Below are 25,701 nucleotides of genomic sequence, written 5' to 3'. Positions count from 1 at the left end.
AAGCTTGTCTATTACCAAGGATTTAGCAAAGACGATTACCGTTTTATATTGTTCCGACTGTAAAATTAATTGTGCTATACGTTGTTAGGATTATACCTGTGCTTATTCTTATCATAGATAATCCGCAGCCCTTTTAAAGTTAAATAAGGATCTACATAATGAATCACCTCTGATTCATCAGCTATCAAAGGCGCTAATCCTCCTGTAGCAATAACTGTTGCATTAGCATTCATCTCTTTTTCCATACGGCGAACAATGCCTTCAATTTGACCAACATATCCATAAAGCGCACCGGATTGCATAGCTTCTACGGTAGAAGAACCAATAACATGAGCAGGAACTTGTATTTCGATTTTTGGCAATTTCGAAGCTCTATTATATAAAGCCTCCATTGCCACATTTATTCCTGGGGTAATAACTCCACCATAGTATTCTTTTCGTTCGTTAATATAACAGTAGGTTGTTGCTGTACCAAAATCAATAATAATCAGTGGTGCTCCATATTCTTCAATTGCTCCTACCGCATTAACAATCCGATCTGCACCAATTTCTTCTGGATTCGGATATTGCATTTGTAAGAAGTTGTGAACAGATTCTTTTCCAATAATCATTGGTTCCAATTGAAAATAGTCCGTACACATCTTTTCTAACGCATACATAATTGGAGGTACTACGGAAGAAATAATCACCCCTGTAATAGATGAAAAAGCTATCTCTTGATAATCAAACAAAGATTTAATTAATATTCCATATTCATCTTCTGTTTTATGGCGATCCGTTTTAATTCGCCATTGGTGCTTTAGTTCTTTCCCGTCAAAGACCCCTAGCACTGTGTTTGTATTCCCAACATCTAGCACAAGTAACATATGGTTCCATACCTTTCTTTTTCAAACTCTTTTCTAGTTTCTTTTTCCTGGTTTTTAATATACCATATTTATTTTGTCATGAGTATGTTGGTGCTTTAGTCATCTAAACAAAACAACTCCCCACTTAAACAAAGCTATAGTGGGGAGTTGTTTATACTTATTTGTCTTCATCCTCTGATGAAGGTTTATTATCTGTTGTTATATCCTCTTTAGATGAAAGTTGTGTTGGTTCCGTCGTTGAACCATTTGTAGAATAAGGCTTATTATCAGTTGTAATTTGATCATCTGGCTTTTCTTGATCTTTCGTCGTAGCTTTTTCTTTTGCCTCTTCATACGTCTCCGGAGTCTCATCCTTTGATTGGATATTGACCTTTACATCACCTTCTTCTGGTTCAGGAAGGACACCCTTTTCAAACAGCGATTGAATCTGTTTCGCATCTAGTGTCTCTACTTCAAGTAAGGTCTGGGCAATTAATTCAAGCTTATCTTTGTGTTCAGTAAGAATTGCTTTAGCACGATCGTAACAGTGGTTAATAAAGTTCTGCATTTCCTGATCAATCTCATATGCAATTGCATCACTATACTGTTGTTCATTGCTAAGATCTCGCCCTAAAAATACTTGACCTCCACCAGAAGTGAACTGTAATGGACCAATTCGATCACTCATACCATACTCGGTAATCATTTTACGGGCAATAGCTGTTGCACGTTGGAAGTCATTATGAGCTCCCGTACTTACTTCACCAAACATAATCTCTTCCGCTACACGACCACCTAGAAGGCCGGTTATCTTATCAAACAATTCCGGTTTCGTCATAAAGTAACGGTCTTCTCTTGGAAGCATAACGGCATATCCACCTGCTTGACCTCGAGGTACGATTGTAACTTTATGAACCATATCGGCATCATCTAAAACCATCCCGATAACTGTATGACCACTTTCGTGATGTGCTACAATATTTCGTTCTTTCTTAGAAATTACCCTGCTCTTCTTAGCGGGACCTGCAATAACCCGGTCTATCGCTTCATCTACATCAATCATATCGATCTTGCTACTATCACGTCTAGCTGCTACTAATGCTGCTTCATTTAGTAAGTTTTCCAAATCAGCACCTGAAAACCCAGGAGTACGCATAGCAATCGTTTTTAAATCAACATCTTCAGCTAATGGTTTGTTTCTGGCGTGTACTTTTAATACTTCTTGACGCCCTTTTACATCTGGACGGTCTACCATAATTTGTCGGTCAAAACGTCCTGGACGCAATAAAGCGGGATCTAAAATATCTGCTCGGTTCGTTGCTGCGATGATAATAATACCTTCATTAGCACCAAAACCATCCATTTCCACAAGCAATTGGTTCAAGGTTTGCTCGCGCTCATCATGACCGCCTCCAAGACCTGCGCCACGTTGTCTACCAACCGCATCTATCTCATCGATAAAAATAATACAAGGTGCATTCTTTTTTGCATTTTCAAATAAGTCACGTACACGGGATGCACCGACACCTACAAACATTTCTACGAAGTCAGATCCACTGATGGAGAAAAAGGGAGTACCAGCTTCTCCTGCTACAGCACGTGCTAGTAATGTTTTACCTGTTCCTGGAGGTCCAACAAGAAGTACCCCTTTTGGAATTCTAGCACCAAGAGCAGCAAACTTCCTTGGGTCTTTTAGAAATTCTACTACTTCTACCAATTCTTGTTTTTCTTCGTCTGCACCCGCTACATCTTTAAAACGAACTTTCTTTTTATCCTCACTATACATCTTCGCCTTACTCTTCCCAAAGTTCATCACACGGCCTCCACCGCCGCCACCTTGAGCCTGACTAAGTATAAACAAGAAGAAAAGTCCAATGATTAAAAATGGAATCATTGTCGTTAACAGAGTTACCCACATACTAGGCTGTTCTTCTTCTTCCACATGAAGCACACTTTGTTCATTTGCTTGCTCCGTAATCGAAGAAACAATATCTGTATTATCTGGAACCTGTGCAACGAACGGCTTTTCGTCATCATTTAAAACACCTTTATAACGAATAATACCGTTAGCTGGTTGCATGGTCATTTCCTTAATCTCACCATTATTTAAAGCATCCATAAATTGCTTTACATTATATTCTTTCGCTTCTTCATTTTGCCCACTGAATACTGAAATAACCGAAATAATTACAAGGACGATCAGTATCCAGAAGATTGCATTCCGAAATATCCGGCTCATTGCTTACCTCCTCCCAAGCGGGGAAAAACTATATTACATCGTACCATACAAAAAAGTTAGAAGACAACTAATTTACCTTAAAAAAACATGATAAATACTGTAAGGGAAATTGAGCTGCTGTAAAGATTCCTGACATATGGTTCCAGCTACCTTTATAGTATTTACTGAATTTAATGAATAGAGCATTTCATCTTTTTTCCGTAACATAACAATTCATATTAACCATTCCCAGTAAACACCACTGTAAACGATAAACTTTTAATCCTGCCTGTTTTGTTGTTTAATCCAAAGCCTGCTACTTTATGACTAAACCAATATAGCATAGTTAGTTCTTTCATGAATACAATTATCCTACACTTTACCAACAAAATAATGGCTTATGCAACAGCTTGCAAAAATTACTCCCCTCCATATACTTCTGGCTTCAACACACCAATATAAGGCAAGTTTCTATATTTCTCTTGATAATCTAAACCATAACCTACAACAAACTCGTTTGGTACTTCAAAACCAATGAGATCCGCTTTTATATCCGCTGTTCTACCAGCTGGCTTGTCGAGTAATGTTACAATTTTAACAGAATTGGCCTTGCGATATTTAAACAGATCTACCAAATAACGTAAAGTTAAACCGCTATCGATAATATCCTCAATGATAAGCAAATCGCGGCCTTCCACTTTTGTATCAAGGTCTTTGACAATTTTTACCTCTCCAGAAGAACGCATCCCTTTGCCATAACTAGAGACGTCCATAAAATCCATCTCTAAATACGTCTCGGTATAGCGCAATATATCGGACATAAATGGCATAGCACCTTTTAAAACCCCAATAGCCAGCGGAAATTTCCCATCGTACTCTCTGGTCAATTGTTCACCTAGCTCTTTGCATTTATTTGCAATTTCCTCCTGTGATATTAACACTTCTTTAATATCGTTATGCATATATCCTGCTCCTCCTACTTGTTGCCTTTTTCAAAATATAGTTGTATTTGTGAGGTATTCATCCGGGGTCTTGCAAGCGCTGCTTTTCGCAACCCAACTAACCAAAGAATCTCCCCGTCATTATCTGTTACAATTGGCCAAGTTGCTCGTTTATGACGAGGCACTTTAGCATCAATAAAAATATCCTTTACCTTCTTCCTTCCGTTTAACCCTGCAACACGCATCTTATCTCCGTTTTTTCGGGTTCGTATATGTAATGGAAGTGCTACCTGATCAGCACTAAAGCTAAGGCTATACTTCGTTTGTTCATATAATGTGTCTACAAATTCAGCATGCATGACTGAACCATCAGGTAAAATTGTTTTTCCTGGAATGACCACAAACTTATGAAATGACGATGAGCCATTAAGGTCATCATGGAAGTAACACCTTATTTGGTCGTAGGATTTCTCTACTTTTAGGCCTTCGGGGAAATCAATTTGTGCATTGCCCATTTGGCGATGAATAAATGCAAAAAATTGTTCTTCATGAACATAGGATAAATCGTTTGGTACATCCACATACAGATAGTTTAATATTAGATGATAGGCACGCCTTTGTAAAGCAAATGCATACGTTTTAAAGGTACGGATTTCAAACGATAATTGCCGCTTTTCTGGCTCAAAACAGACAACAGAGGCTACCATTTTTTTTGCTTCTGCTAATAAATAAGTCTGATCATCGGTTATTGTCTCACTCAGATGCTGCACCGTTGTATGTAAACTGTTGTTTTTTTCTTTTAGCAGAGGTAAAATATGGTGCCTTACATAATTGCGCATATACACGGTTTCTTCATTTGAAGGATCCAGACGTGGTGAAATATGGTTTGCTTGGCAGTAGTTCCATATTTCATCTTTCGTTACACAAAGCAAGGGACGTACAATGGTTCCACCAGCAAATGCTCGTTTTACAGGTATCCCTTTAAAACTTTGTGAATCTGCAGCGCGAATCAGACGCATCACCATTGTTTCAATTTGATCGTCACCATGATGTCCCAAAGCTAAATAATCCGCCTCTAATTTCTCCATTTGTTCTTGAAATACAGCATAACGTAACGTTCTAGCAGCCATTTGAGTACCTTGTTTGTTTTCTTGCTTCCATGCAGGTACATTAACAGATGTACCGATAAACTCAATTTGCCATTGCTGACAGATTTGTTTGACATAGGTCAGATCAGCTAATGACTCTTCGCCTCGAAGCTGATGATCGACGGTTAATGCAATAATTCGCAAATCCCAATCTTCCTTCATGGCATACAAGCAATGCAACAACGCCATGGAGTCAGGCCCCCCTGAAACACCGATTACAATCGTCGCACCCTTGGTAAATAAATGGTGTCTCTGTATAAACTGTCGCACTTTTGATTCCATTTGCCCATCTCCAACAAACGTTTTTATTCTTTTCTCTTATACGTATAACTTAATCCTATCACAATACCTCTTACTGAAAAAGCAAAGAAATTACATAATAAATGATTACTAGTATCGATATACCTCCTATATCGACAACTATAGAGGACGAACGCGTTTGATGTACTGGCCGATGAAAGGATTGAATATTTTTTGGTTGCATTTTATAAATAACTTGTAACAGCTCCTTCTTCATATGCTCGCTCGTATCATAATTGCTGATAATCGCTTTTTTTAAAATAGCTCGATATGGTGCGAGTGCTTTTACTCCATCAATTTTTCGGAATAGTTGTTTTTGTGGTGACGCTTCTTTCACAAACTTGTTTGGATAATAAATTTGTAGAAATACCATAGCAAACGAAAATAAATCATAGCTCGGCTCTGCCTTCCGACTCCCTAACTCCCAATACCCACGGTCATAGAATTCTGTATACTCTTTAATTGCCCTTCCTATTTGCGTGGTTCCACCAACATCTACCCAACGAACTTTTGGCGGTGAGGATACAACAAGTAAATTTTCAACCTTTAAATCACCAAACACCCAGCCGTTTTGATGAAGTTCCTGCAAAGCGTCCAAAAGCTGTAACATAAAAACACCGATCCACGCTTGCCCGCGTCGTTGAATATATGTAATCAATGGCTCCCCCTTTAAATATTCCATAACATAAAAGGAATACTGTGATCCTTGTGGTGATATCCAATCATCAACATCTAACAAGTAAGGTCCAAGCCTGTTACCTTGGACCTTTCCCAATGACTTGAGCACATTTACTTCTACCGTCATGGATGAGCGTTTATCACTAATTTTCAAAGCTGCCTGTTTCCCATTATATTCACAAAGATATACAACGCCAATAGCGCCCGCACCAAGCTTTTTCTTAATAAGATAGGTCTTCCCATACCATTTCCCACGAAGCTTTATTCCTGGACGAACATCGTTATTAAGCTTCTTCCATTCCTGGCTGTTCATCTTCATACTTAAAGCTCCTTCGTAAGCTCTTCTTGCCAAATAAATACATGGCATCACGAATTGCCGGACCAGTTGGAGTAACCCCGCCACTTGTCAACTTCGGGAAAATAGAAGAAATCGTATCTAGTGCTGGAGACCAATCCAGTATTTTTTCAATCTGTTTTCGTTTACCAGGAAAACGATAAATAGCAAACCGATTACGTCCAATCCGAGCGTTTAAACTGATAGATAAATCCATTAATGCTTCTTTAACTGTCGGAAGCTTATCATACATGCTTGCACTCGTATCTACAAGAACTAACACCTCTAAGTCACAGGTCTCGCCCATATCTTCGACAACTTCCATAATTTCTCCGCGTTTTTCCGGTTCAAGGTCTTCGATCGATTGTCCCTTTCCTAGAATTTGTTCTAGTTCTCTATTAACAAATCCTTGCATCGTTTGTGTCATCGCTTGCTTCGTAACAGCCTGCACAGTTTGAGATAATGCTTGCTTATAAACAAGCTGACTAACACCACCTCCAGATAGGGCAATATCCTCCACTTCTTTTAAGCTTTCATCTTGCTCCGAATGCGCATCATCCAATATACCAATTACATTGATAGTAATGCCCTGCTGATGCGCTAATGAAGCTACTGCCACTGGATCCTCTCCTTGATTGGAGCAACCATCGGTAATAAGTAATATTTGCTTTAAGGTTCCTTTTCTCAATGCTATCTACCTCCCAACTTTTCAGTACCATCATCGCCATTTTTCCATTTATCTATACATGGTCTAGTAGCGTATATATTAATAGAAAGCGTGCAATAGTTAGGAAGTAGCATGATTCTGCGAAACTATGATGATACAGGGTAAATAGGAGCTCGAGCCCATTTTGGGATATTTTTCTTTATTTTAGCAACAACGACTGTCATGTCATCTTCAATCTCTCCTGCCCTTGTCCGAATAACCTCCTCTAAAATTAAATCTGCTATTTCTTGAGGATCATTCGTACGCATATCACGAATTTTCCGTTTTAGCCATATATCCGTATTTTCGATATGCTTTGGTCCATCAAAAATCCCGTCACTCATCATAATCAGTAAATCATCAGGAAGTAATTGCTCATTAACGATCTCTACATCAAATTCCTGGATAATTCCCATTGGTAAATTACTTGCTTCAATTTTAATTAACTCGTTTCCGCGCTTAACAAAACTTGGGGAAGAGCCGATTTTTAAAAACTGTACAAAGGCATTATGCAAATCAATAACAGCTAAATCGAGGGTCGCAAACATTTCATCTGTAGAGCGTAAGGCTAAAATCGAATTTATGGACTTAATGGCGACTTTCTCTGGTATACCTGTTTGTAGGATTTGCTGTAAGAGCCTTAATGTTTCTACACTTTCTTCTTGTGCACGTGCTCCATTTCCCATTCCATCACTTATTGCCATCGCATATTTCCCTGCACCTAACTCTATCGTTGTATAACTATCGCCAGAGATTAGACCGCCTCCTTTAGCAGCATTAGCGGCCCCTGTTTCTACTACAAACTCTCTAGCAGACCCAAACGCTAAATAACTGTATCCATTTGGAAATGGAGCGATCTCTTCTTGCTTTACAACAATAACCTCCTTCAATATATCGGATAGTACTGGCGCAATCAGTTTGGCCCCTTCACCACGATAATCATAAAATGTTAACGTCATTTCAATATCTACGTTCCCCTTGTCCAAACTATAAATTTCCAGCTTCTCTAACTCCATCCCGATTTGCTTTAACGCATGAACAATTTGTAACTCCTGTTGTTCATGATGCTCGCGTTCTTTTAATATTTCCTTTGCGAAATCCTCCATCACTTCGGATACACCTTGCAGTTGATCAGCGACCAGTTTCTTACTTTCTAATACTTGCTGCTTTAGCTTTTGATTTGCTTCGAAGTACGATATTTCCTCTTTTATTGCATCTAATACTTTTTGCGGTTTGACACAAAAATTTTCAAATTCCCGCATCGTTTTCTTCGGCGGTCTTCCCCCTTCCTGTATTCCATCTTTCAGCAACTCCATTAATGAATATGTTTTATCAAACTCCTTTTGCCAACACCTTTCTTTCATGAAACAATTTTGACATGATTTCTCAGTAACTTGGCTTAAGAAATAGTCCGTTTCCCTTTGTACCTCTTGTTCATCTTCGATTTGCGCCTCCGCAGTGGCAAAACTATTGGACAATGCTTGAAACACACCAGAAAACTGTTCCACCCGTTGTGCTGTTACATTTCGTACTTTTTGTAAATATTGCTCCTGTTCTTTGGTATACTCTTCCGTACCCGGTATCAAACGCGATAGACTTTTAAACCAAGCTGCCGGTGTAAGTAAAAAGAGAGCTACCGCCATAGACGTTTCTAAAATAGAAGGGATAAGCGCTGTCATATTACCATAAATCCCTATTAGGAATGTTCCAACAAATAAACCAATTGCTACTCCTGGTTTTTTCCCCTCTTTTAATAAACCTCCCAAAAGCCCTGAAAACGCCAATAAACTCATTTGATATAAATTAGCAACGTTTGCAAGCGACAGAATTAAACCAGTCACAACACCAACCGTCGATCCAATGGCCGCTCCACCAATATAAGCAAGAATAAGTACAAAATAGCGAGAAAGCACCTGCTCTATGGATGCTCCGTACAGTGTCCAGCCAATCGTTCCTGTAAGGATCGAAGCAAGAAGAATAATCATACAAACGATTTCTTCATTTTTTAATACAGGATTATATCTTTTTGGTGATAATAAAGGAATGCTTTGCATAAATATTAAAACGAGAACCGTGCCTAAGACGCCTTCTACTAAGACAAGCATCCATTCATAAGCTGCTAGCTGCTGTTCAATGGAATATTGAAAAACCCGAGTACTCACAGAGGCAAAAAATACAAATAATGGTATGAGCATCTGCTGGTTTTTCGCTTGCTTAAACAAGCCTGCTAAGAAAATAAAAACAAGTAAACCTAAAGCGATAAAAATCCCATGATGCACAGAATAGCTTAAAGCACCTAATAATACTGCTATCATAGATTTAAACGCTTTTTCTTTATAGACAAGCCACATGGTAGCTAAAAAAGCTACCGCAAATGGAGAAACAACAGATAAAATGACTGCCCTCCCCAACAAAAAACCAATCATATAAAACAGCCAGCCTCTATCTACCAATATCATTTTCAGCTTTGCATATAGACGTCCTCTCAGCTTGTCCAATTGATTTGTTCGTTGTGCTGCAAATGCTTTTGGCTGTAATCTTGAAAGTGACTCCATCATAACCACCACTCCTTCTCTGTGCCTAATATTAAATCACATTATGCCAACTATTTTTGTCAAAACATAAGAGCCTTTAAAAAAATCGTTCGACTCCTTTCTATCGTTTAAACAAGTTTCAACACGAACAAATGTTAGGCAAGTTTAGCAACTAATGGGGTTCCGTTTATGATTTTGTTTGGAGGCAAACTCACTTGGCAGTATAAAAACAGATCCTAAAAGCTACTCGGTTTCTGTAACAATTTGAAAATTTTTTAGTGAGAATATTTATTCGTTTCCATAGCTAAAGGATAGAAGTCCCCATTTTCCTCAGGCGGCGTTTCGCTACCGTAGCGCTATTTCTTATCTTATAAAAAAGTGGTTGACAGAGACGTAATCCTACTGTATTATATTCAATGTTGGCTTGTTCGGCGGTGTAGCTCAGCTGGCGAGAGCGTACGGTTCATACCCGTGAGGTCGGGGGTTCGATCCCCTCTACCGCCATCACAAATAAAAAACAGAGATTAACTATTTGTTAATCTCTGTTTTTTGTATCGTCATATACGGAAAAAGCGCCCTTTCCGACAACTAAAAGCGGGTAGCAAAAGGCGCGAAAAACCATATTTCCTGTTTTACTTAAAACCATATGTTCAAGTACAACATTTATTTTTAGAGCATTATCTTTTTTTAGACAGCAACTGCTATCCCCTTTTAGCACCTCGACCCCCGCGTTTGGATTCCGTGTGCTTCTTTAAAGAGGCAAGGCGGTCTTCAGAGTCCTTTAAAAAACGGTTCATTTTTGACTCAAAAGATTCCACCCGTTCACGGTTATCTCGTTGACGTTTCGGCTTATCAACCGCTTTTTTTATCGACAAACCAATTTTTCCGTCCTTTTCAACATTAATGACCTTTACCTTCACTTCATCGCCGACAGAAAGGTGATCATTAATGTCTTTCACATAGTTGTCGGCAACCTCACTAATATGAACAAGTCCTGTTGTTCCCGGTTCGATCTCTACAAAAGCCCCGAAATTAGTGATGCCAGTTACCTTACCCTGCAGCTTGCTGCCTACTTCAATTGACATAAAAAAAATGCTCCTCCTTAGAATTTTTAGGAAACTAATAATAGTTTAATCGCTAATGATATCATTAGCTTACTACTATATTATAGCCAAGCAGACAAAAGTGTGTCAATAAGATGGCTCCTTATCAGGAAGTTTAAAAATCAACTCGCCCTCTTTGGATAAGAAATAATTTGTTCTTGCTATCTCTAACACATAATCTTCATTCTTTAATCGTTCCGCTTCTTCCTTAAGGCTACTTTGTTCTTCCTTTAAATTAGCTAATTCCTCTTGTAAACTTTCATATTCTGCTGTTTTTTCCGCATGAAGAGAACGTTGCTTCATATGATACGTAGTCATACTGCCAATAGCAATGAGAGCAATGACGCTAAACAGCACCAAACGACGAATTAACCGTTGCTTTTTCCGTTTTTGTCTTTCTACATATGCATCATACTGTTGCATGTAGTTCGAATCGAGTTTTGTTACGGTTCGTTTACTTGCAGCCAAAGTTCATTACCTCCTCTTCCAGCTAACTCGGTTCCAGACCTTTCTTAAGTTATTCTTTATTGTACTATAAAATCCTGCTATTTTTAATAGAAAACGTTGAACTTTTTTAGGAAGTAGCTGATAGAGCCCTCGTAACAGCCATTGAATGGGCTTTAGTATAATTGCTAAAATGAAGAAAAAAACGGAAGCAAAGAGCTTTAAGAGCCATACCAAGACGGCATAAATGACAAATAAAATTCCTTTGATCGGAGAAATAATGAAGATTTGTACCAGCCTTGAAAAAAAACGATATATGACAAGAGCAAGACGTATACCATGCTCCAGCAATTTCTTATAACTATTAGAGAGAATAGCTTGGTAAAAAGAAAACCCTAATAAGCATGCCAGCACAATATATAATCTTATCTCCCCACCATTTACTAAAAATAGGATATAAAATAGAAGTAATGTTTGCGTAAACCAAAACCCTATCTCCATGACATAAACCATGATGCGTCTATTTTTCCAGTAAGGAGAGAAGCGACGAAATGTATCCAGCATCACACCAGTAGATAATCCACCGGTAATCATTGATAGCATCGTTAACAGCTGTGTGCTTAAACTCATTTAAATAACTTGCTAAAGAACCCTTTAGCCTTCTCCTGCTGCTCATCGATATAAGAAAGCTCATAGATTTTCCCTTTGATGACAACAGAACCATCATTTACATCCAAATTCTTCAACTGAAGGTTTTGTCCACGAACAATCAAATAACCCATTACCGTCTCTAACAAAAACTCTTCATTGTCAAAGCTGTCAACCTCTTTAACCCCACTTATCTCTAAGTTTTTACGATTATTAATCTTTACATTATGGTCTGTCGTAACACGTGCTATATTCTCTTTATTTTCATAATAGTTCATCGAAAAACACCCTCCTTATCACTATTACTTTATGATAGGAGGGACAAGTATAGAACTATCTAATTCGTTAATTTTTCTTCTTTGATAATTGTATATAACGTTTCCGCTTCATCTTTTTTTACTGTTTCTCGTAGCTCATTAATACGAAGCGTAACCACCTTCTGCCCAAAACGGATCACGAGTTCATCCCCGACTGTTAACGTCGTAGATGCCTTGGCAGAGTTGCCATTTACTGTAATTCTGCCCTGATCAGCCACTTCTTTTGCTAGTGTACGACGCTTGATTAAACGAGATACTTTTAAAAATTTATCTAAACGCATCACATTACTCCCTTTCTTTTGCCTCTTCCCATAGCGCATCCATTTCTTCTAAAGTTGCTTCTTGCAATGAACGCTTACGTTGATGTAGAGCTCGTTCGATATTCGAAAAACGAGCAATGAATTTCTCATTCGTTTGATTTAACGCAATTTCCGGATTTATTTTATAATACCTGGCTATATTGGTAAGTACAAACAATATATCTCCAAATTCCTTTTCTTGATCTCGTACAGAACCTTTACTTATAGCTGCTTTAAATTCATTTAACTCTTCGTTCATTTTTTTCCACATATCAGACACTGTATCCCAATCAAATCCTACCTTTGCTGCTCTTTTTTGTAATTGATATGCTCGTGCAAGTGCTGGTAAATGCTTCGCAATCCCATCTAATATGGATGTCCGTGTATCTCCTTTTTCGTCTCTTTTTAATTGCTCCCAATTCCGCATAACATCATCAACACTATGAACATGTTTATCTTGAAACACATGAGGATGTCGATGAATCATTTTATCTGTAACTGTCCGTATTACGTCATCCACAGTAAAATAACCGTTATCTTCCCCTATTTGACTATGAAGCATTACTTGGAGAAGTACATCACCTAATTCTTCTACAATCCCTTCATCATCCTGTTGATCAATCGCATCAATCAGCTCATATACTTCTTCGATGGCATATTCACGCAAACTCTCATGCGTCTGTTTCTGATCCCAAGGGCAACCGCCTGGGGCTCTTAATTTCCGTATTACTTCCCGAAAATGTATAAAAGTATGATGCAATAAATTATCCGATACAGGAGGGACGTAGACACTCGTTAAATTGCTAACCTTAACACCGCGATCCATCTCTTCTAATGTAACTTTTACTATTTTTTCAGCTGCACTTCCTGCTGCCTCAATAATGGTAACTGGATAGTCTGCGGGCAAATCCTCCAATAAAGTTAGTTTGACTTCAGAAGCAATCATTTGATCATAGACTTGTGAGAAGACAAGGTGGTTGTAATAATTTAACTCTTTACGTTGAAAGGAGGTCGCATCAACAAACTGAAATCCATCAATCGGGTCTATTTTTAAAGCTGTAAACAGATCATCTAAATAACTGCTTCCGCCAATTATTTCTACATCGCATTCCGATTGTTCCAACAATAATTGCACCGTTTTTTCAGCAAGCATCGGGTGACCAGGAACAGCATACACCACATGCTCGTTCTCTGCTCTTTCTTGAATAAATGAAACAATTCGCTGATACACATCCGCAAACTGTTCTTCTTCTTCATACATTGTATCAAATGACGTAAACTTCACTCCTTCTGCTTGCAGGGCATTAATGACAGGATGCTTTATTGTTCGGGTGTATATTGGTATTGTTAAAGCTATTAACTTTTTGTAAATACCTAAAGGCAACTGATCCAGGTCTCCTGCACCGAGGCCAATAATTTCAATTTTATTCATGTATGTTCCTCCTCTTGACATATTACCGCAGATTTGTGTTTGCTAACTCTATGAAACACTTGGCCATTTCTCATCACAGGCTACCGAAGTTTTCTTCAGCTCTCTTTTCTGTTACGGTCTGCAGCAGAGCGATTTTTACGCGTTAACATAAGGAAAAGACGGGACGGGAGCATCTGTAATTGTTGTTCCGTAAATGCTTGTAATCTAATCAAACAGTATCCATAGACAGCAGCCCCTGTAATAGAAAGGAAACCAACGCATACAAACCAACCAGCTCTTGAATGAGTAAGCCAAGAGTACGCCAGCCATTTAATTATCATTAAATAGCTGACCATAACCAAAATAGCAATTAGCAACGCCTTCCACTGAATGTTCCTTAATAACTGCAACAGAGGTAGTTTTCTGTGTAACTCCACCAAAGCAACTAAACTAAACACGAGTAACGAAAGCACAGTGGCAAGAGAACTCCCAAAGATACCAAACGTTGGAACAAGCCATTGATTACCAATCCATTTTATAAAAAATACAAGTAAAATAATCAGAGCAACTCTTTTAACATGTCCTAACCCTTGTAATATTGATGCCGCTGTAATTGCAAGGGAACTTAATAGAATGGCACTCATTAATAAACGTAAAGTAGTGTTCCCTTGCCGATCGAGAAAAAGAGCCTGATTCACTTCAGGGAAAATCACCATCAGTCCAGCAGTTGCACCTGCTGCCAAATAAATACTGAATAGCATCGCACCGCGAATGTAAGGATAAAAGATGTCTGGTTGTTCAGCCATTTTCTTTTTGGAAATGGATGGCATTAGAGCTAGTGCAAATGATGAACCAAGCACTGTTCCAACTTGAATAAGCGGCTGTCCACGGTCAAACACCCCTTTAGCTTCCATGGCAACTATTTTTGAATAGCCACCTTTTAGCAGGCTTGGAAATAGTGTAAACGTGTCTGCAAACTGTAATAAAAGTAACACCATATGATTTAACGTTGCAACCATTCCCAAAATAATGATCGTATGTACATAATCACGCAAAACATATGCTTGCTTTTCTAATTGAAACGGCTTTAGCCGCCAAAAAAATAGTCCTAATACTACACCTGCTGCCAATAAACCGATAATAGCGGCAAATACGGCAGCTTTTCCAATCAGATAAATTTGTTGACCGCTTGCGGTTACTAAACCAGCAGCCGCAACAATAACTGTTACGCGAAAAAGCTGTTCTGCCAGCTGTGAAAAAGCAGTCGGTTTCATCAGAAAAATTCCTTGAAAGGCTCCACGCAACAACGCAATGATCGGTACAAATAAGAATGTAAAAGCACCTAAACGATATGTTTCTGACAATTGATCGTCGCCAACCCATCTAGCAATATATGGTGCATTCATATAGATAAACAGAAATAGGCTGCCACTTAACAAACAGAGAATCAAGAAAATGGGCATATAGAAGCTTTGCAAAGATAAACATTGATAATGCGTTTGTCTGTCTGCTGCTAGCTTTGAAATTGCTGATGGGAATCCATATAAAGCTAGCATCAAGCCAATCCCTAAGATGGGGTATATCTGTTGATAAACATAAAACCCCATATCTCCTGTTAAATTTTGTAATGGAATGCGGTAGGCAGCACTTAACACCTTACTAATAACGCCCGTTATCGTTAATAATAATGCTCCTTTTACGAGCTGATTCGTTTTATTTCCATTCATGCAGAACTTCCTTTTACGATGTGTTCAAAAAGTGGCAAAATAATATAGGACTTCTAACACCTCAAGGGGGGTCCTTAACAAAACAGGTAACTTATCGCTGTCATAGCTTTCTTTCATATTCTCACAAAGGCTATAACACATCCCGTCCACCAAAGCATAAGGCAGCATCGCTCCTAGATTCGATTTAAAAACAAACCAACAAGAAATGCCAAATGTCATTTTAACCGGGCTTTTTGAACATTTTCTCTTTTAAGATCAAACGTTATTGTTCATTATAGCATAGTTCCTAAATAGCCCAAGTGAGAGAATTTTCCGTTGTACTATGTTACATAGAATAAGCTGCCCTTCCAATGAAAGGCAGCTCCCCAGTAAAGCATTTGCTTATTCCATTTGTTTTGCTAAAAAACTTGCAGCCGTCTCTGCAGCTTTCTGTTGAACAGCAGTAAAAGCTTCCCCTTCCTTAGCAAATAACACCACTGATCCAATTGCGTCGCCATTAGCTATAATTGGACTAACACAATATGTTGTCATTTCTTCTTCATGACCATCTATGATTTCAAGTGGTTTCGGTTCTTTTTCCAAAACTTGTTGCCTTCCCTCAATAATATTTGTTAGAGGGGTTCCAATATTTTTGTTTAAGTAGTCTTTTTTTGATTCTCCAGCTACAGCAATGACTTCATCTCGATCCGATATGATAACGGGAGTTTGTAAAGAGTCAAACAACGCTTCGGCGTATTCTTTGGCAAATTGACCTAGTTCATTAATGGGAGAATATTTTTTTAAAATGACTTCCCCTTCACGATCCACGTAAATTTCTAGCGGATCACCTTCTCTAATACGTAACGTTCTCCTTATCTCTTTAGGGATAACTACTCTCCCAAGGTCATCAATACGTCGTACAATTCCAGTTGCTTTCATACTTCCTTGCCTCACTTTCTTATGATGATTAACTATGCCCTTTTCACACATGAAATTCGTGTAAAAAATCATCCGGTGTGGTTTTAGTATGAGGCAAAGCAGGATAACTATACATACAATACTAATTTTTACTAACTACGATTTACATATTTTAATTTATCGATAAATTCTTCAACGGTTTTATAACATTGCTGCTTCGTTCGACTCGTATATTTAAATACAAGCTTTAATTTATTATTTTCTGTTCCAAGCTGAACATCTCGTCCATATTCATTCGCCATCTCAAACAATTTCGCCCCATCAATTTGTTGACTGCGCTTTTCATCAACGAGCACTTCCATTTTATTGTTCTTCTCAGTGATGGATGTGATTCGTTCCCGTTTCGCCAACATTTTCAAGGTAGCTACCGTAAATAAATGACTTACCTCCTCTGGGTAATCACCAAACCGATCAATTAATTCATCATGTAAATCTGCAGCATCCTCTTTGGTTTCCATCGATTGAAATTGTTTATAAATATCCACTTTCTGCTTTTCATCATGAATATATTCGTCTGGAATGTATGCATCGATTGCTAATGTCAGTTCTGGGTCAAACGGTTTGACATCCTTCACTTCTTTACCTTCTTTTCTAACATCAATCGCTTCTTTCAGCATTTGTGAATACATATCAAAACCAACAGAATCGATAAATCCATGCTGCTGGGCACCGAGCAGATTTCCAGCTCCGCGAATCGATAAATCTCGCATCGCGATTTTAAATCCAGATCCTAGTTCCGTAAATTCTTTAATTGCTTGTAAACGTTTTTCTGCCACTTCTGTTAGCACTTTATCTTTTCGATACGTAAAGTAAGCATACGCTACCCGATTGGAACGCCCTACACGACCACGCAATTGATATAACTGACTTAATCCCATTCGGTCCGCGTCGTTCACAATTAAGGTGTTTACATTCGGTATATCAACACCTGTTTCTATGATGGTAGTGCTGACCAATACATCAAATTCCCCTTCTAAAAAGGCAAAAATGATATTTTCCAATTCTGACTCATTCATTTGCCCATGTGCAACTGCGATCCTCGCATCAATATGGGTACCTAATTCTCTAGCTACTTCTTCAATATTTTCTACACGGTTATGAAGAAAGAATACCTGTCCTCCACGTGCCATTTCGCGCTCAATAGCCTCTCGAACAAAGATCGGATTATATTCCATCACGTACGTTTGAATCGGAAACCGATTTTCGGGAGGCGTTTCGATAACAGAAAGGTCACGTACTCCTAACATAGACATATGCAACGTACGAGGAATAGGTGTAGCTGTCAACGTAAGCACATCTACATTTGTTTTTAGCTGCTTAATTTTCTCCTTATGCTTTACTCCAAAACGTTGCTCTTCATCAACAATTAATAAACCTAAATCATGATATTGAACATCTTTGGATAAGATACGATGTGTTCCAATTACAATATCAACGGTCCCTTTTCTTAGCCCATCCAATGTTTCCTTCTGCTGCTTTCTCGTTCGAAATCTGCTTAATAAACCAATGGTGATTGGATAATCTTGGAAACGTTCTCTTATTGTCTCAAAATGTTGTTGTGCCAGAATCGTAGTCGGAACTAATAACGCAACTTGCTTCCCATCAGCAATCGCTTTGAAAGCTGCTCGAATGGCCACTTCTGTTTTTCCGTATCCAACATCACCGCAAAGCAGGCGATCCATCGGGCGCTCGCGTTCCATATCTTGTTTAATTTCTTCAATACAACGCAGCTGATCCTCTGTTTCCTGATAAGGGAATAGTGCTTCAAATTCGCGTTGCATTTCAGTATCTTCAGAAAAAGCATACCCTTTCTTTGCTTCACGTTCTGCATAGAGCTTAATCAAATCATCGGCAATATCCTCTACAGAAGATTGCACCTTCCGTTTTACTTTTTTCCATTCACTTCCACCTAGTTTATACAGCTTCGGCTCTTTGCCCTCTGACCCTACAAATTTCTGTACTTGATCGATTTGGTCTATTGGGACAAATAATTTATCATCACCGGAATATTTAATCAGCATGTAATCCTTATGCAGATCATTTACTTTCAACGTCTCAATACCGAGGTATTTTCCAATTCCATGGTTGGCATGTACGACATAATCTCCAACTTTTAATTCCTGATAATCCTTAATCCGCTCAGCATTGGATATTTTCTGTTGCTTTCTCGTTCGTTTAGCGCGCTTTTTGAATAGCTCTTGTTCAGTCACTAACACAAGCTTGTGCATCGGTAACTCTACTCCACTGGAGATGTTTCCTACAGCAATAGTTGGTTTATCGACAGGCAGTTGTAAATATTTCGCTATACCAAACTCGATATCATAATCCATAAAAATAGAATGAATTTTTTCTGCTCGCTGTTGGTCCGGTGCTAAAACGACGACAGAATAATCCCCTTTTTCCCAGCGGTTCAGTTCATTTTTAAATAAATGCATCTGACCATGAAATTCTTGCATCGGTCTTGAAGATAAGTTTACAATGTTTTGTGGCTGTGTATTAGGAATATGCCGTAAGAATACAGACATGTACAAGCGCGGCTGCTTCATCCGCTCCCAAATTGCATGCCAATCAAACGAAAAGAAACTATTCTTCACCATTTGGTAAGAAGCTAGTAAATTACTATACCAATCAGCTTCTTCTGTATCCAAATGCAAGGCTGTCTCCTGAATCCGGCTCATTTCATCAAGGATAATCTGACCATCTGCCGGTAAATAATCTAGTAAGCTAGCAGGGGTATTGTACAAATAACCAATATATTTATACATTTCTGGGAAATGCTCCAGATTTTTTAACCGTTCTACATCACGTTGCACCACTTCTGCCAACGTTTCCTTTGCCTCTTGTGTCTTTAATGTTTTCAACGTATTCGCAAGGGCTTCCTCTAAACGCTCTCCGGCAGCATAAATGTCTGATTCTGTTAAAAGTAGCTCTGTTGCTGGTCCAACTGTTAGCTCCTGTAGCTTATCCAACGAGCGTTGCGTCTCAGCATCAAAATAACGAATCGAATCAATTTCTTCATCAAATAACTCAATTCGAATCGGGTGCTTTTCTGTGATTGGATATATATCGATAATCCCGCCGCGCTTACTAAATTCACCAGGAGAAGTAACCATGGAAACGCGATCATATCCCATATCTATTAATGACGTTAAATAATGATCCACATCAATTTCATTTCCAAGTTTAAAAGGTAACTGGTATTTTCCCCAATACGCAGGAGGTGGAAGTATCCGCTTTAAAGCAGCTACAGGGGCTATTAAAATTCCAGATTTTTTTTGTGACCAAGCAGTTAATGACTCAATCCGCTGACTTCGTAATTCTGGGCTTGCGATAGCTATTTCTGATGCTATCAGTTCATTAACAGGATAAAGGTGAACATCTTCCTCACCAACAAAACCAACAAGGTCGTCATATAGTTGCTGAGCCTGTACCAGTTGATGTGTAACTAACAGAACAGGCTTATTAATTTCACCTCGAATAACAGATACAAGCAGCCCTCTAGCAGAACCTGATAATCCAGCTACTAGTTGCTCATCCATCCCCGCTAGCACCCCATTGATAATGGATTGTATATCTTCTTTTTTCTGTAAATATGTTTGTATTCCTTTCATTCCTAAACCTCCACTTACATAGGGCCTATGCGAACCAATCTCGTATCACCCAATAATTTCTCTAGTCTTACCCTTCAATTAAGAAAACGTAACGGGCGCCTACCCTTGAGGTGTAGACGAATTCATTACATATATGGCCATATTTCATAAAAAAATAGTATTCTTAAGCTAATGATTTGTCTTCTCCAATAAAAAAACTAGACCTATCTAAAAGCGCAAAAACGCCTTGGCTTCATTTCACCAAAGGCTATTACCTTTTCTATTGTAAAAAAAAATCTAACTCATGGTAGTGAGGATGATGACCTAAAGCTTCTTCACAGTTTTCGCAAATCACTTGTATATGCATATCCCCATTTGGTTTATAAGTAATCATTTCTTCTTTATCCTTCACTGATAATTGGTCAAACCCTAATATCGATGAATCAATTACCTGTTGTTGAATACTGCCTATTTTTTGCCCACAGTGCCTGCATAAATATATAATTGTCAACGGGAACCGCCTCCAGTACGATTTTACAATCAGAGGTCGTTCAAAAATCTTGCAGCAGCTACCAATGAGCCACAGCTATAGTATCCGCTATTTAAAGGGAATCAATTTTTGAACTAGTTATTGGTTGGTTTTTAACCAACGTTACTTAGTAACTAGTTTAACCGATACACCCTCAACCTATACAAATAGCCCCCGTTGAGAACAAAGGCGCGGGGCGCCCGTTTAGCGACGTAGCGAATGGAACGAATCAACTAAAGATTTAGGAATCATGCCACTAAAACCAGGGGTATGCCGACGCCTGAGCGGCAAGCCCGTTTTTAGTCGGCCTTCCCCTTAGCGACGAACCGATGATGCCTTATCGTAGGGCGCATTTCTAAAGTCGCCTAGTTGCTGGGCAATGGAGCCGGACGTGGCTTCGGTTATTTCGTTATCTCCAAGCGCCTAAATTTATACTTTCTTATCTCTTAAAATAAAACCTCATTCCAAATAAGGAAAATAACAAAAGCTACAAAGCCTTGAAAAATCACGATGATGTAGTTGCTATCAAAATGTCCCCTGTCATGGAAACGTTTTATTACATCGCGCTTCCCCTGTCCCACTCTACACTTTGGTTATCACATCAACCCAACGCAAAGTTGAATCAAGTACATACAAGTACCGATAAATCCCTCTTTGACTCTCCACCACTTGAAGTGTACGAAAAAACAGTTTTGCTATTTTTTTATATGATGTAGTTATTGATTATATTCATTCATTACCTCTGGAAACGGTTTGTGCACCCATGCTTCACATGCATCTGCAGCTTTATTTACACTATTCATTACTTCTTCCGTATCACGTTTAGGGAAAGTTTGCAGAACGTAATCAATAATCGATAGCGATGAATCAGGTCTGCCTATCCCTATTCGAACACGTTTAAAGTCTTTCGAACCAACATGCTCAATAATGGATCTAATTCCATTATGTCCACCATGGCCTCCTTTTTGACGGAGCCTAATTTTTCCGATTGGTAAATCCAAATCATCAAAAATAATCAAAATATTTTCTAAATGAATATGATAATAATCCATTAGCGGCCTTACAGCATCTCCAGAAAGGTTCATAAATGTTTGCGGCTTCACTAACATCAGCTTTTCATTTTCTGTTTGCACAATGGTGTAGTCCGCTTTAAATTTGGACTTATCTAATTTCCATTGGTGGCGTTGAATTAATTCATCAATAACCATAAAACCAACATTATGCCTAGTACGATCATATTTTTTCCCTGGATTTCCTAAACCAATGATACATTTCATAAGCTTACTTCCTTTGTCTTCATATCATTCTTATCCTATCAATAAAACTTGTTGAAAAGCGCGAAAAAAGATTTCGCTTTCGTAACTTGGAAAAATCATACAACGCAACTCTCCCCCCTTATTTAGGAGGGAGAGTTGCGTTTAGATTGTCTTTTGAATGAACCTAATCAATGAAAAATAATTTTGTTTCATTGCAGATTCACTAACCGAGGCTTGAAAAATGCCAATATCTACTAGTTAAAAGTATTTATCTATAACAAACACTTGTTCATGTAAATTTGGCCCTTCTATATGAGTTAAAGTAACTCCCCTTCACCACTGTGTGATTTATAGTGAAAGTTAACAAACGCTTCAGTTTATGCATAGCTTGTCCCCCGCCCTATATGGAAGATACTATTCAACATCTTGCTAAAAAGACACTTCAATATGGACGTTCTATTTTATGCTTTTATAGATATGCTTTAAGCTTACTCTTTTTCTGCATCAACTAATTCTGGTTCTGCATTTTCTGACGGAGCCTCTTCTACATCTTCTAAGGTATCCGGCGCTAATACTGTTGCAACCGTAGTAACCGCTTCGTCTAATATTTCGAAATTACCTTTGATAGCAATATCAGAAACAGCAATACTATCACCAATTTCTAGTTCAGAAACATCGACGACAATTTCTTCAGGGATGTCAGCTGGTTTAGCACGAACTTGCAATTGATATAGTGGTTGTTGCAAGACTCCACCATCTTTCGTCCCTTTTGCCTCTCCTTCTAAACGTAAATTTACTTCTACGTCCATTTCTTCAGCCATATCGACGATATAAAAATCTGCGTGAACAAGCTCATCTCTTATTGGATCGATCTGATAATCATGAAGCATCACATCTACAGGTTTTTCATCTTCAATGTGAAGTGAGATAATCGCGTTTCTACCCTCATCACGAACTGTTTTGATCAATTCAACGCTACTTACAGCAATCGATTTCGCTTCTTTCGCTTTTCCATAAATGACAGCTGGAACACGACCGCTATTTCTAATTTGCTTTGTTGCTGATTTTGTATGATCTTCTCTTCGTTGAGCTGCTAATTTTACTGCCACAATAATCACCCTCCAAATAGTTAAAAACCTACGCTTATTGCAATTACTCAATATTACAGTCTTTTGTTTATTCGGTAAAATGTATAAACCATTCAGGAATAAACATCCATCTTAGATATTACCCGTTTCAGCTAAAACTTAAACATTAATCAAACAAAATACTAACGGATTGCAGTTCATGCACACGAATAATCGCTTCACCGATTAAAGGAGCGACAGAAAGCTGTGTAATCTTATCGATTCGCTTATCGTCCGGTAAAGGAATCGAATTGGTTACAACTAATTCTTTAATTTTTGAATCGTTAATACGTTCCATTGCCGGACCCGATAATACTGGATGTGTACAACAAGCATATACTTCCTTGGCACCATTTTCAACTAATGCATTTGCAGCCAAAGTTATAGTGCCAGCAGTATCAATGATATCATCAATTAGAATTGCTGTCTTCCCTTCAATATTCCCGACAATATTCATTACCTCAGCTACATTAGGGCGTGGTCTGCGCTTATCGATAATTCCAATTGGTGCTTTTAGGCGATCAGCCATTTTTCTCGCCCGTGTCACTCCACCATGGTCAGGTGACATAATGATGATATCTTCCAAGTTCTTTGCTTCAAAATAATCGGAAAGTATTGGTACTCCTTGTAAGTGGTCAATTGGGCTATTAAAGAACCCTTGAATTTGCGGAGCATGCAAATCAAGCGTAATAACACGATCAGAACCTGATGTTTCCAGTAAGTCCGCCACTAACTTTGCTGCAATTGGTTCTCTCGATCTTGCTTTACGATCTTGCCTTGCATATCCGTAATAAGGCATAACAATATTGATGGATTTAGCAGAAGCACGCTTTAAAGCATCAATCATAATTAATAATTCCATTAAATGCTCATTCACCGGTGAGCACGTTGACTGTACGACATAAACATCACAACCACGTATGCTTTCTTCAATGTTAATTTGAATTTCCCCATCGCTAAATCGTGATACAGTACATTTCCCCAGTGTTGTGCCAATATGTCTGGCGATTTCCTCCGCTAATTGTGGATTAGAGTTTAGTGTAAATACCTTCAAGGATGAATCCTTGTAACTAGCTGCCATGAGTTAAAACCCTCCGTTAGTCTTTTTTCCGATTTTTAATTTTTGACGCATACCCTTCTTTATTCGTTTGCTTTGCTCTTGCAATCGATAAAGAATCTTCTGGCACATCCTTGTTAATAGTAGAACCAGCAGCAATGTAAGAACCTTTTCCAATTGTCACAGGTGCAATTAGATTCGAATTGCAGCCAATAAATGACTCATCTTCAATGGTTGTTACATATTTATGCTTTCCATCATAGTTCACTGTAATTGTACCACAACCTACGTTCACATTGCTTCCGACTTGCGCATCTCCAATATAACTTAAATGTGAAACCTTACTATTTTCGCCCAAACTCGTCTTTTTGATTTCAACAAAGTTTCCTATTTTTACCTTGTCACCAATAGCACTATCTGGACGTATATGCGCATATGGACCAATTTTCACATCGTTACCTATATTGCTATCGTTCACAACACTTTGTCTAATTACTGTTCCACTTCCTACATAACAATTGCTCAACTCTGAATATGGACCAATTTCCGCATTTTGCTCAATGACTGTGTTACCTTTAATAATCGTACCTGGATGAATAGTAGTGTCAGCAGCAATCATTACGTCTGGTTCGATATATGTTTGATCCGGATCAATAATTGCTACACCATTACGCATATGATATTCATTAATACGTTGTTTCATAATTTTCTCCGCTTGCGCTAAAGCAACTCGGTCATTTATTCCGAGCGTTTCAGCAAAATCCGGAGTTTGATATGCGCTCACTGTTTCACCTTGAGTTTGAAGGATCTCGATCACATCCGGCAAATAATACTCACCTTGCGCATTATCATTGGAGACATGCTCCAAAGCTCGGAACAGAGCCTGATTATCAAAACAATATGTACCTGTATTAATTTCGTCTACAAGTAGTTCTGCTTCATTTGCATCCTTATGTTCTACAACCCGTTCCACATCATTCTGCTGATTTCGAAGTACTCGTCCGTACCCAGAAGGATTAGGAGCTTTTGCTGTCAGGATGGTTGCTTTTGCACCTGTTTGCTCATGATGATTAATCAATGCTTGATACGTTTCCTTTGTTATTAAAGGTGTATCCCCACAGACAACAACCGTTGTTCCTTCCTTATCTTCTAAAAGTGCTTTAGCTTGGACAACTGCATGTCCAGTTCCCAGCTGTTCTTCTTGAAGGACGTACTCACTAGCAGCACCAATCTGTTTTTTTACATCTTCAGCGCCAAAACCGACAATAGTAATTATTTTATCGACGTTTACGCCACCAATTTGTTCAATAACATGTTGAACCATGGGGCGACCCGCTACAGGATGGAGTACTTTGTAAAGCTTAGATTTCATTCTTGTGCCTTGCCCTGCTGCCAATATGACAGCATATCGATTCGTCATATAAAGAACCTCCATCATTTCAATTTATCCATTATGAATATATCTTAAATACCTGCTCTTTTCAATAGATAAACCGTGTAAATCAAGAAGTGCCTGCAATAAAGTCAACCCT

At 38.5% G+C, this 25,701-nt stretch carries 21 protein-coding genes and 1 tRNA gene; 1 reads left to right on the top strand and 21 read right to left on the bottom strand.

The window, feature by feature from the left end; translation table 11 throughout:
• Positions 1-74 precede the first annotated feature (74 nt).
• The 7 genes from BKP57_RS11280 to spoIIE all read right to left on the bottom strand — a co-directional run bounded on the left by BKP57_RS11280 (position 75) and on the right by spoIIE (position 9,728).
• Positions 75-866 carry a type III pantothenate kinase gene (locus BKP57_RS11280; protein ID WP_050350467.1) on the bottom strand — a complete coding sequence of 264 codons (792 nt, stop codon included), beginning with the start codon at positions 864-866 and terminating at the stop codon, positions 75-77.
• Between the two features lie 157 nt (positions 867-1,023).
• Positions 1,024-3,084: an ATP-dependent zinc metalloprotease FtsH gene (gene ftsH / locus BKP57_RS11275; protein ID WP_050350468.1), complete on the bottom strand. Its 2,061-nt coding sequence runs from the start codon at positions 3,082-3,084 to the stop codon at positions 1,024-1,026.
• 398 nt (positions 3,085-3,482) lie between these two features.
• Positions 3,483-4,025, bottom strand: a complete 543-nt coding sequence (hpt, locus tag BKP57_RS11270) for a hypoxanthine phosphoribosyltransferase (RefSeq protein ID WP_050350469.1) — start codon at positions 4,023-4,025, stop codon at positions 3,483-3,485.
• A gap of 14 nt (positions 4,026-4,039) precedes the next feature.
• Positions 4,040-5,434 (bottom strand): tRNA lysidine(34) synthetase TilS, encoded by a 1,395-nt coding sequence (gene tilS / locus BKP57_RS11265; RefSeq protein WP_050350470.1) that lies wholly within the window; start codon positions 5,432-5,434, stop codon positions 4,040-4,042.
• A gap of 70 nt (positions 5,435-5,504) precedes the next feature.
• Positions 5,505-6,449 carry a protein kinase domain-containing protein gene (locus BKP57_RS11260; RefSeq protein WP_050350471.1) on the bottom strand — a complete coding sequence of 315 codons (945 nt, stop codon included), beginning with the start codon at positions 6,447-6,449 and terminating at the stop codon, positions 5,505-5,507.
• Positions 6,415-7,152 (bottom strand): VWA domain-containing protein, encoded by a 738-nt coding sequence (locus tag BKP57_RS11255; protein ID WP_050350472.1) that lies wholly within the window; start codon positions 7,150-7,152, stop codon positions 6,415-6,417. Before BKP57_RS11255 ends, BKP57_RS11260 begins: the two co-directional genes overlap by 35 nt.
• A 125-nt stretch (positions 7,153-7,277) precedes the next feature.
• Positions 7,278-9,728: a stage II sporulation protein E gene (gene spoIIE / locus BKP57_RS11250; RefSeq protein WP_072741550.1), complete on the bottom strand. Its 2,451-nt coding sequence runs from the start codon at positions 9,726-9,728 to the stop codon at positions 7,278-7,280.
• A 406-nt stretch (positions 9,729-10,134) separates the two neighbouring features.
• Between spoIIE and BKP57_RS11245 the strand changes: the two genes are divergently transcribed.
• Positions 10,135-10,208, top strand: a tRNA-Met gene (locus BKP57_RS11245).
• A 197-nt stretch (positions 10,209-10,405) separates the two neighbouring features.
• On the opposite strand, the gene BKP57_RS11235 is transcribed toward BKP57_RS11245, so the two are convergent.
• The 14 genes from BKP57_RS11235 to glmU form a co-directional block, all read right to left on the bottom strand.
• Positions 10,406-10,789, bottom strand: a complete 384-nt coding sequence (locus tag BKP57_RS11235; protein WP_050350475.1) for a S1 domain-containing RNA-binding protein — start codon at positions 10,787-10,789, stop codon at positions 10,406-10,408.
• A gap of 105 nt (positions 10,790-10,894) precedes the next feature.
• Positions 10,895-11,275 carry an FtsB family cell division protein gene (locus tag BKP57_RS11230; protein WP_050350476.1) on the bottom strand — a complete coding sequence of 127 codons (381 nt, stop codon included), beginning with the start codon at positions 11,273-11,275 and terminating at the stop codon, positions 10,895-10,897.
• 6 nt (positions 11,276-11,281) lie between these two features.
• Positions 11,282-11,881 (bottom strand): spore cortex biosynthesis protein YabQ, encoded by a 600-nt coding sequence (gene yabQ / locus BKP57_RS11225; RefSeq protein WP_050350477.1) that lies wholly within the window; start codon positions 11,879-11,881, stop codon positions 11,282-11,284.
• Positions 11,878-12,177 (bottom strand): sporulation protein YabP, encoded by a 300-nt coding sequence (gene yabP, locus BKP57_RS11220; protein WP_050350478.1) that lies wholly within the window; start codon positions 12,175-12,177, stop codon positions 11,878-11,880. The genes yabQ and yabP overlap by 4 nt, the downstream gene beginning before the upstream one ends.
• Positions 12,178-12,236: 59 nt before the next feature.
• The gene (locus BKP57_RS11215; protein WP_050350479.1) at positions 12,237-12,497 is read right to left on the bottom strand and encodes an RNA-binding S4 domain-containing protein; all 261 of its coding nucleotides are present in this window, start codon (positions 12,495-12,497) and stop codon (positions 12,237-12,239) included.
• A 4-nt stretch (positions 12,498-12,501) separates the two neighbouring features.
• Positions 12,502-13,947, bottom strand: a complete 1,446-nt coding sequence (gene mazG / locus BKP57_RS11210; protein WP_072741549.1) for a bifunctional methyltransferase/pyrophosphohydrolase YabN — start codon at positions 13,945-13,947, stop codon at positions 12,502-12,504.
• Between the two features lie 95 nt (positions 13,948-14,042).
• Positions 14,043-15,653: a putative polysaccharide biosynthesis protein gene (locus BKP57_RS11205; RefSeq protein WP_050350481.1), complete on the bottom strand. Its 1,611-nt coding sequence runs from the start codon at positions 15,651-15,653 to the stop codon at positions 14,043-14,045.
• Positions 15,654-16,034: 381 nt separating this feature from the next.
• The gene (spoVT, locus tag BKP57_RS11200) at positions 16,035-16,571 is read right to left on the bottom strand and encodes a stage V sporulation protein T (RefSeq protein WP_072741548.1); all 537 of its coding nucleotides are present in this window, start codon (positions 16,569-16,571) and stop codon (positions 16,035-16,037) included.
• 131 nt (positions 16,572-16,702) lie between these two features.
• Positions 16,703-20,221, bottom strand: coding sequence for a transcription-repair coupling factor (gene mfd, locus BKP57_RS11195; RefSeq protein ID WP_072741547.1), 3,519 nt, complete (start codon positions 20,219-20,221; stop codon positions 16,703-16,705).
• A 259-nt stretch (positions 20,222-20,480) separates the two neighbouring features.
• Positions 20,481-20,711 (bottom strand): anti-sigma-F factor Fin, encoded by a 231-nt coding sequence (locus BKP57_RS11190; RefSeq protein WP_050350484.1) that lies wholly within the window; start codon positions 20,709-20,711, stop codon positions 20,481-20,483.
• A 734-nt stretch (positions 20,712-21,445) separates the two neighbouring features.
• A complete protein-coding gene (gene pth / locus BKP57_RS11185; protein ID WP_050350485.1) occupies positions 21,446-22,006 on the bottom strand; it encodes an aminoacyl-tRNA hydrolase in 561 nt (186 codons plus the stop codon).
• A 467-nt stretch (positions 22,007-22,473) separates the two neighbouring features.
• The gene (locus tag BKP57_RS11180) at positions 22,474-23,094 is read right to left on the bottom strand and encodes a 50S ribosomal protein L25/general stress protein Ctc (protein WP_050350486.1); all 621 of its coding nucleotides are present in this window, start codon (positions 23,092-23,094) and stop codon (positions 22,474-22,476) included.
• 145 nt (positions 23,095-23,239) lie between these two features.
• Positions 23,240-24,193, bottom strand: coding sequence for a ribose-phosphate diphosphokinase (locus tag BKP57_RS11175; RefSeq protein WP_050350487.1), 954 nt, complete (start codon positions 24,191-24,193; stop codon positions 23,240-23,242).
• 16 nt (positions 24,194-24,209) lie between these two features.
• On the bottom strand, positions 24,210-25,589 hold the full coding sequence (gene glmU, locus BKP57_RS11170) for a bifunctional UDP-N-acetylglucosamine diphosphorylase/glucosamine-1-phosphate N-acetyltransferase GlmU (protein WP_050350488.1): 1,380 nt from the start codon (positions 25,587-25,589) through the stop codon (positions 24,210-24,212).
• Positions 25,590-25,701: the final 112 nt, after the last annotated feature.

The organism is Virgibacillus sp. 6R, from assembly GCF_001895305.1.
In the GTDB taxonomy this organism is placed as follows: domain Bacteria; phylum Bacillota; class Bacilli; order Bacillales; family Amphibacillaceae; genus Virgibacillus; species Virgibacillus pantothenticus.
Note: the sequence above shows the minus strand (reverse complement) of the source record. Positions and strands in the feature narration are given on the sequence as shown.

Bases quoted from the DNA above. Each gene is read 5' to 3' on its own strand.
- BKP57_RS11175 (WP_050350487.1), bottom strand. From the start codon at position 24,193: ATGGCAGCTAGTTACAAGGATTCATCCTTGAAGGTATTTACACTAAAC.
- pth (WP_050350485.1), bottom strand. From the start codon at position 22,006: ATGAAATGTATCATTGGTTTAGGAAATCCAGGGAAAAAATATGATCGT.
- yabP (WP_050350478.1), bottom strand. From the start codon at position 12,177: ATGAACTATTATGAAAATAAAGAGAATATAGCACGTGTTACGACAGAC.
- BKP57_RS11205 (WP_050350481.1), bottom strand. From the start codon at position 15,653: ATGAATGGAAATAAAACGAATCAGCTCGTAAAAGGAGCATTATTATTA.
- glmU (WP_050350488.1), bottom strand. From the start codon at position 25,589: ATGACGAATCGATATGCTGTCATATTGGCAGCAGGGCAAGGCACAAGA.
- mazG (WP_072741549.1), bottom strand. From the start codon at position 13,947: ATGAATAAAATTGAAATTATTGGCCTCGGTGCAGGAGACCTGGATCAG.
- tilS (WP_050350470.1), bottom strand. From the start codon at position 5,434: ATGGAATCAAAAGTGCGACAGTTTATACAGAGACACCATTTATTTACC.
- yabQ (WP_050350477.1), bottom strand. From the start codon at position 11,881: ATGAGTTTAAGCACACAGCTGTTAACGATGCTATCAATGATTACCGGT.
- spoIIE (WP_072741550.1), bottom strand. From the start codon at position 9,728: ATGATGGAGTCACTTTCAAGATTACAGCCAAAAGCATTTGCAGCACAA.
- BKP57_RS11215 (WP_050350479.1), bottom strand. From the start codon at position 12,497: ATGCGTTTAGATAAATTTTTAAAAGTATCTCGTTTAATCAAGCGTCGT.
- spoVT (WP_072741548.1), bottom strand. From the start codon at position 16,571: ATGAAAGCAACTGGAATTGTACGACGTATTGATGACCTTGGGAGAGTA.
- BKP57_RS11235 (WP_050350475.1), bottom strand. From the start codon at position 10,789: ATGTCAATTGAAGTAGGCAGCAAGCTGCAGGGTAAGGTAACTGGCATC.
- mfd (WP_072741547.1), bottom strand. From the start codon at position 20,221: ATGAAAGGAATACAAACATATTTACAGAAAAAAGAAGATATACAATCC.
- hpt (WP_050350469.1), bottom strand. From the start codon at position 4,025: ATGCATAACGATATTAAAGAAGTGTTAATATCACAGGAGGAAATTGCA.
- BKP57_RS11280 (WP_050350467.1), bottom strand. From the start codon at position 866: ATGTTACTTGTGCTAGATGTTGGGAATACAAACACAGTGCTAGGGGTC.
- BKP57_RS11260 (WP_050350471.1), bottom strand. From the start codon at position 6,449: ATGAAGATGAACAGCCAGGAATGGAAGAAGCTTAATAACGATGTTCGT.
- ftsH (WP_050350468.1), bottom strand. From the start codon at position 3,084: ATGAGCCGGATATTTCGGAATGCAATCTTCTGGATACTGATCGTCCTT.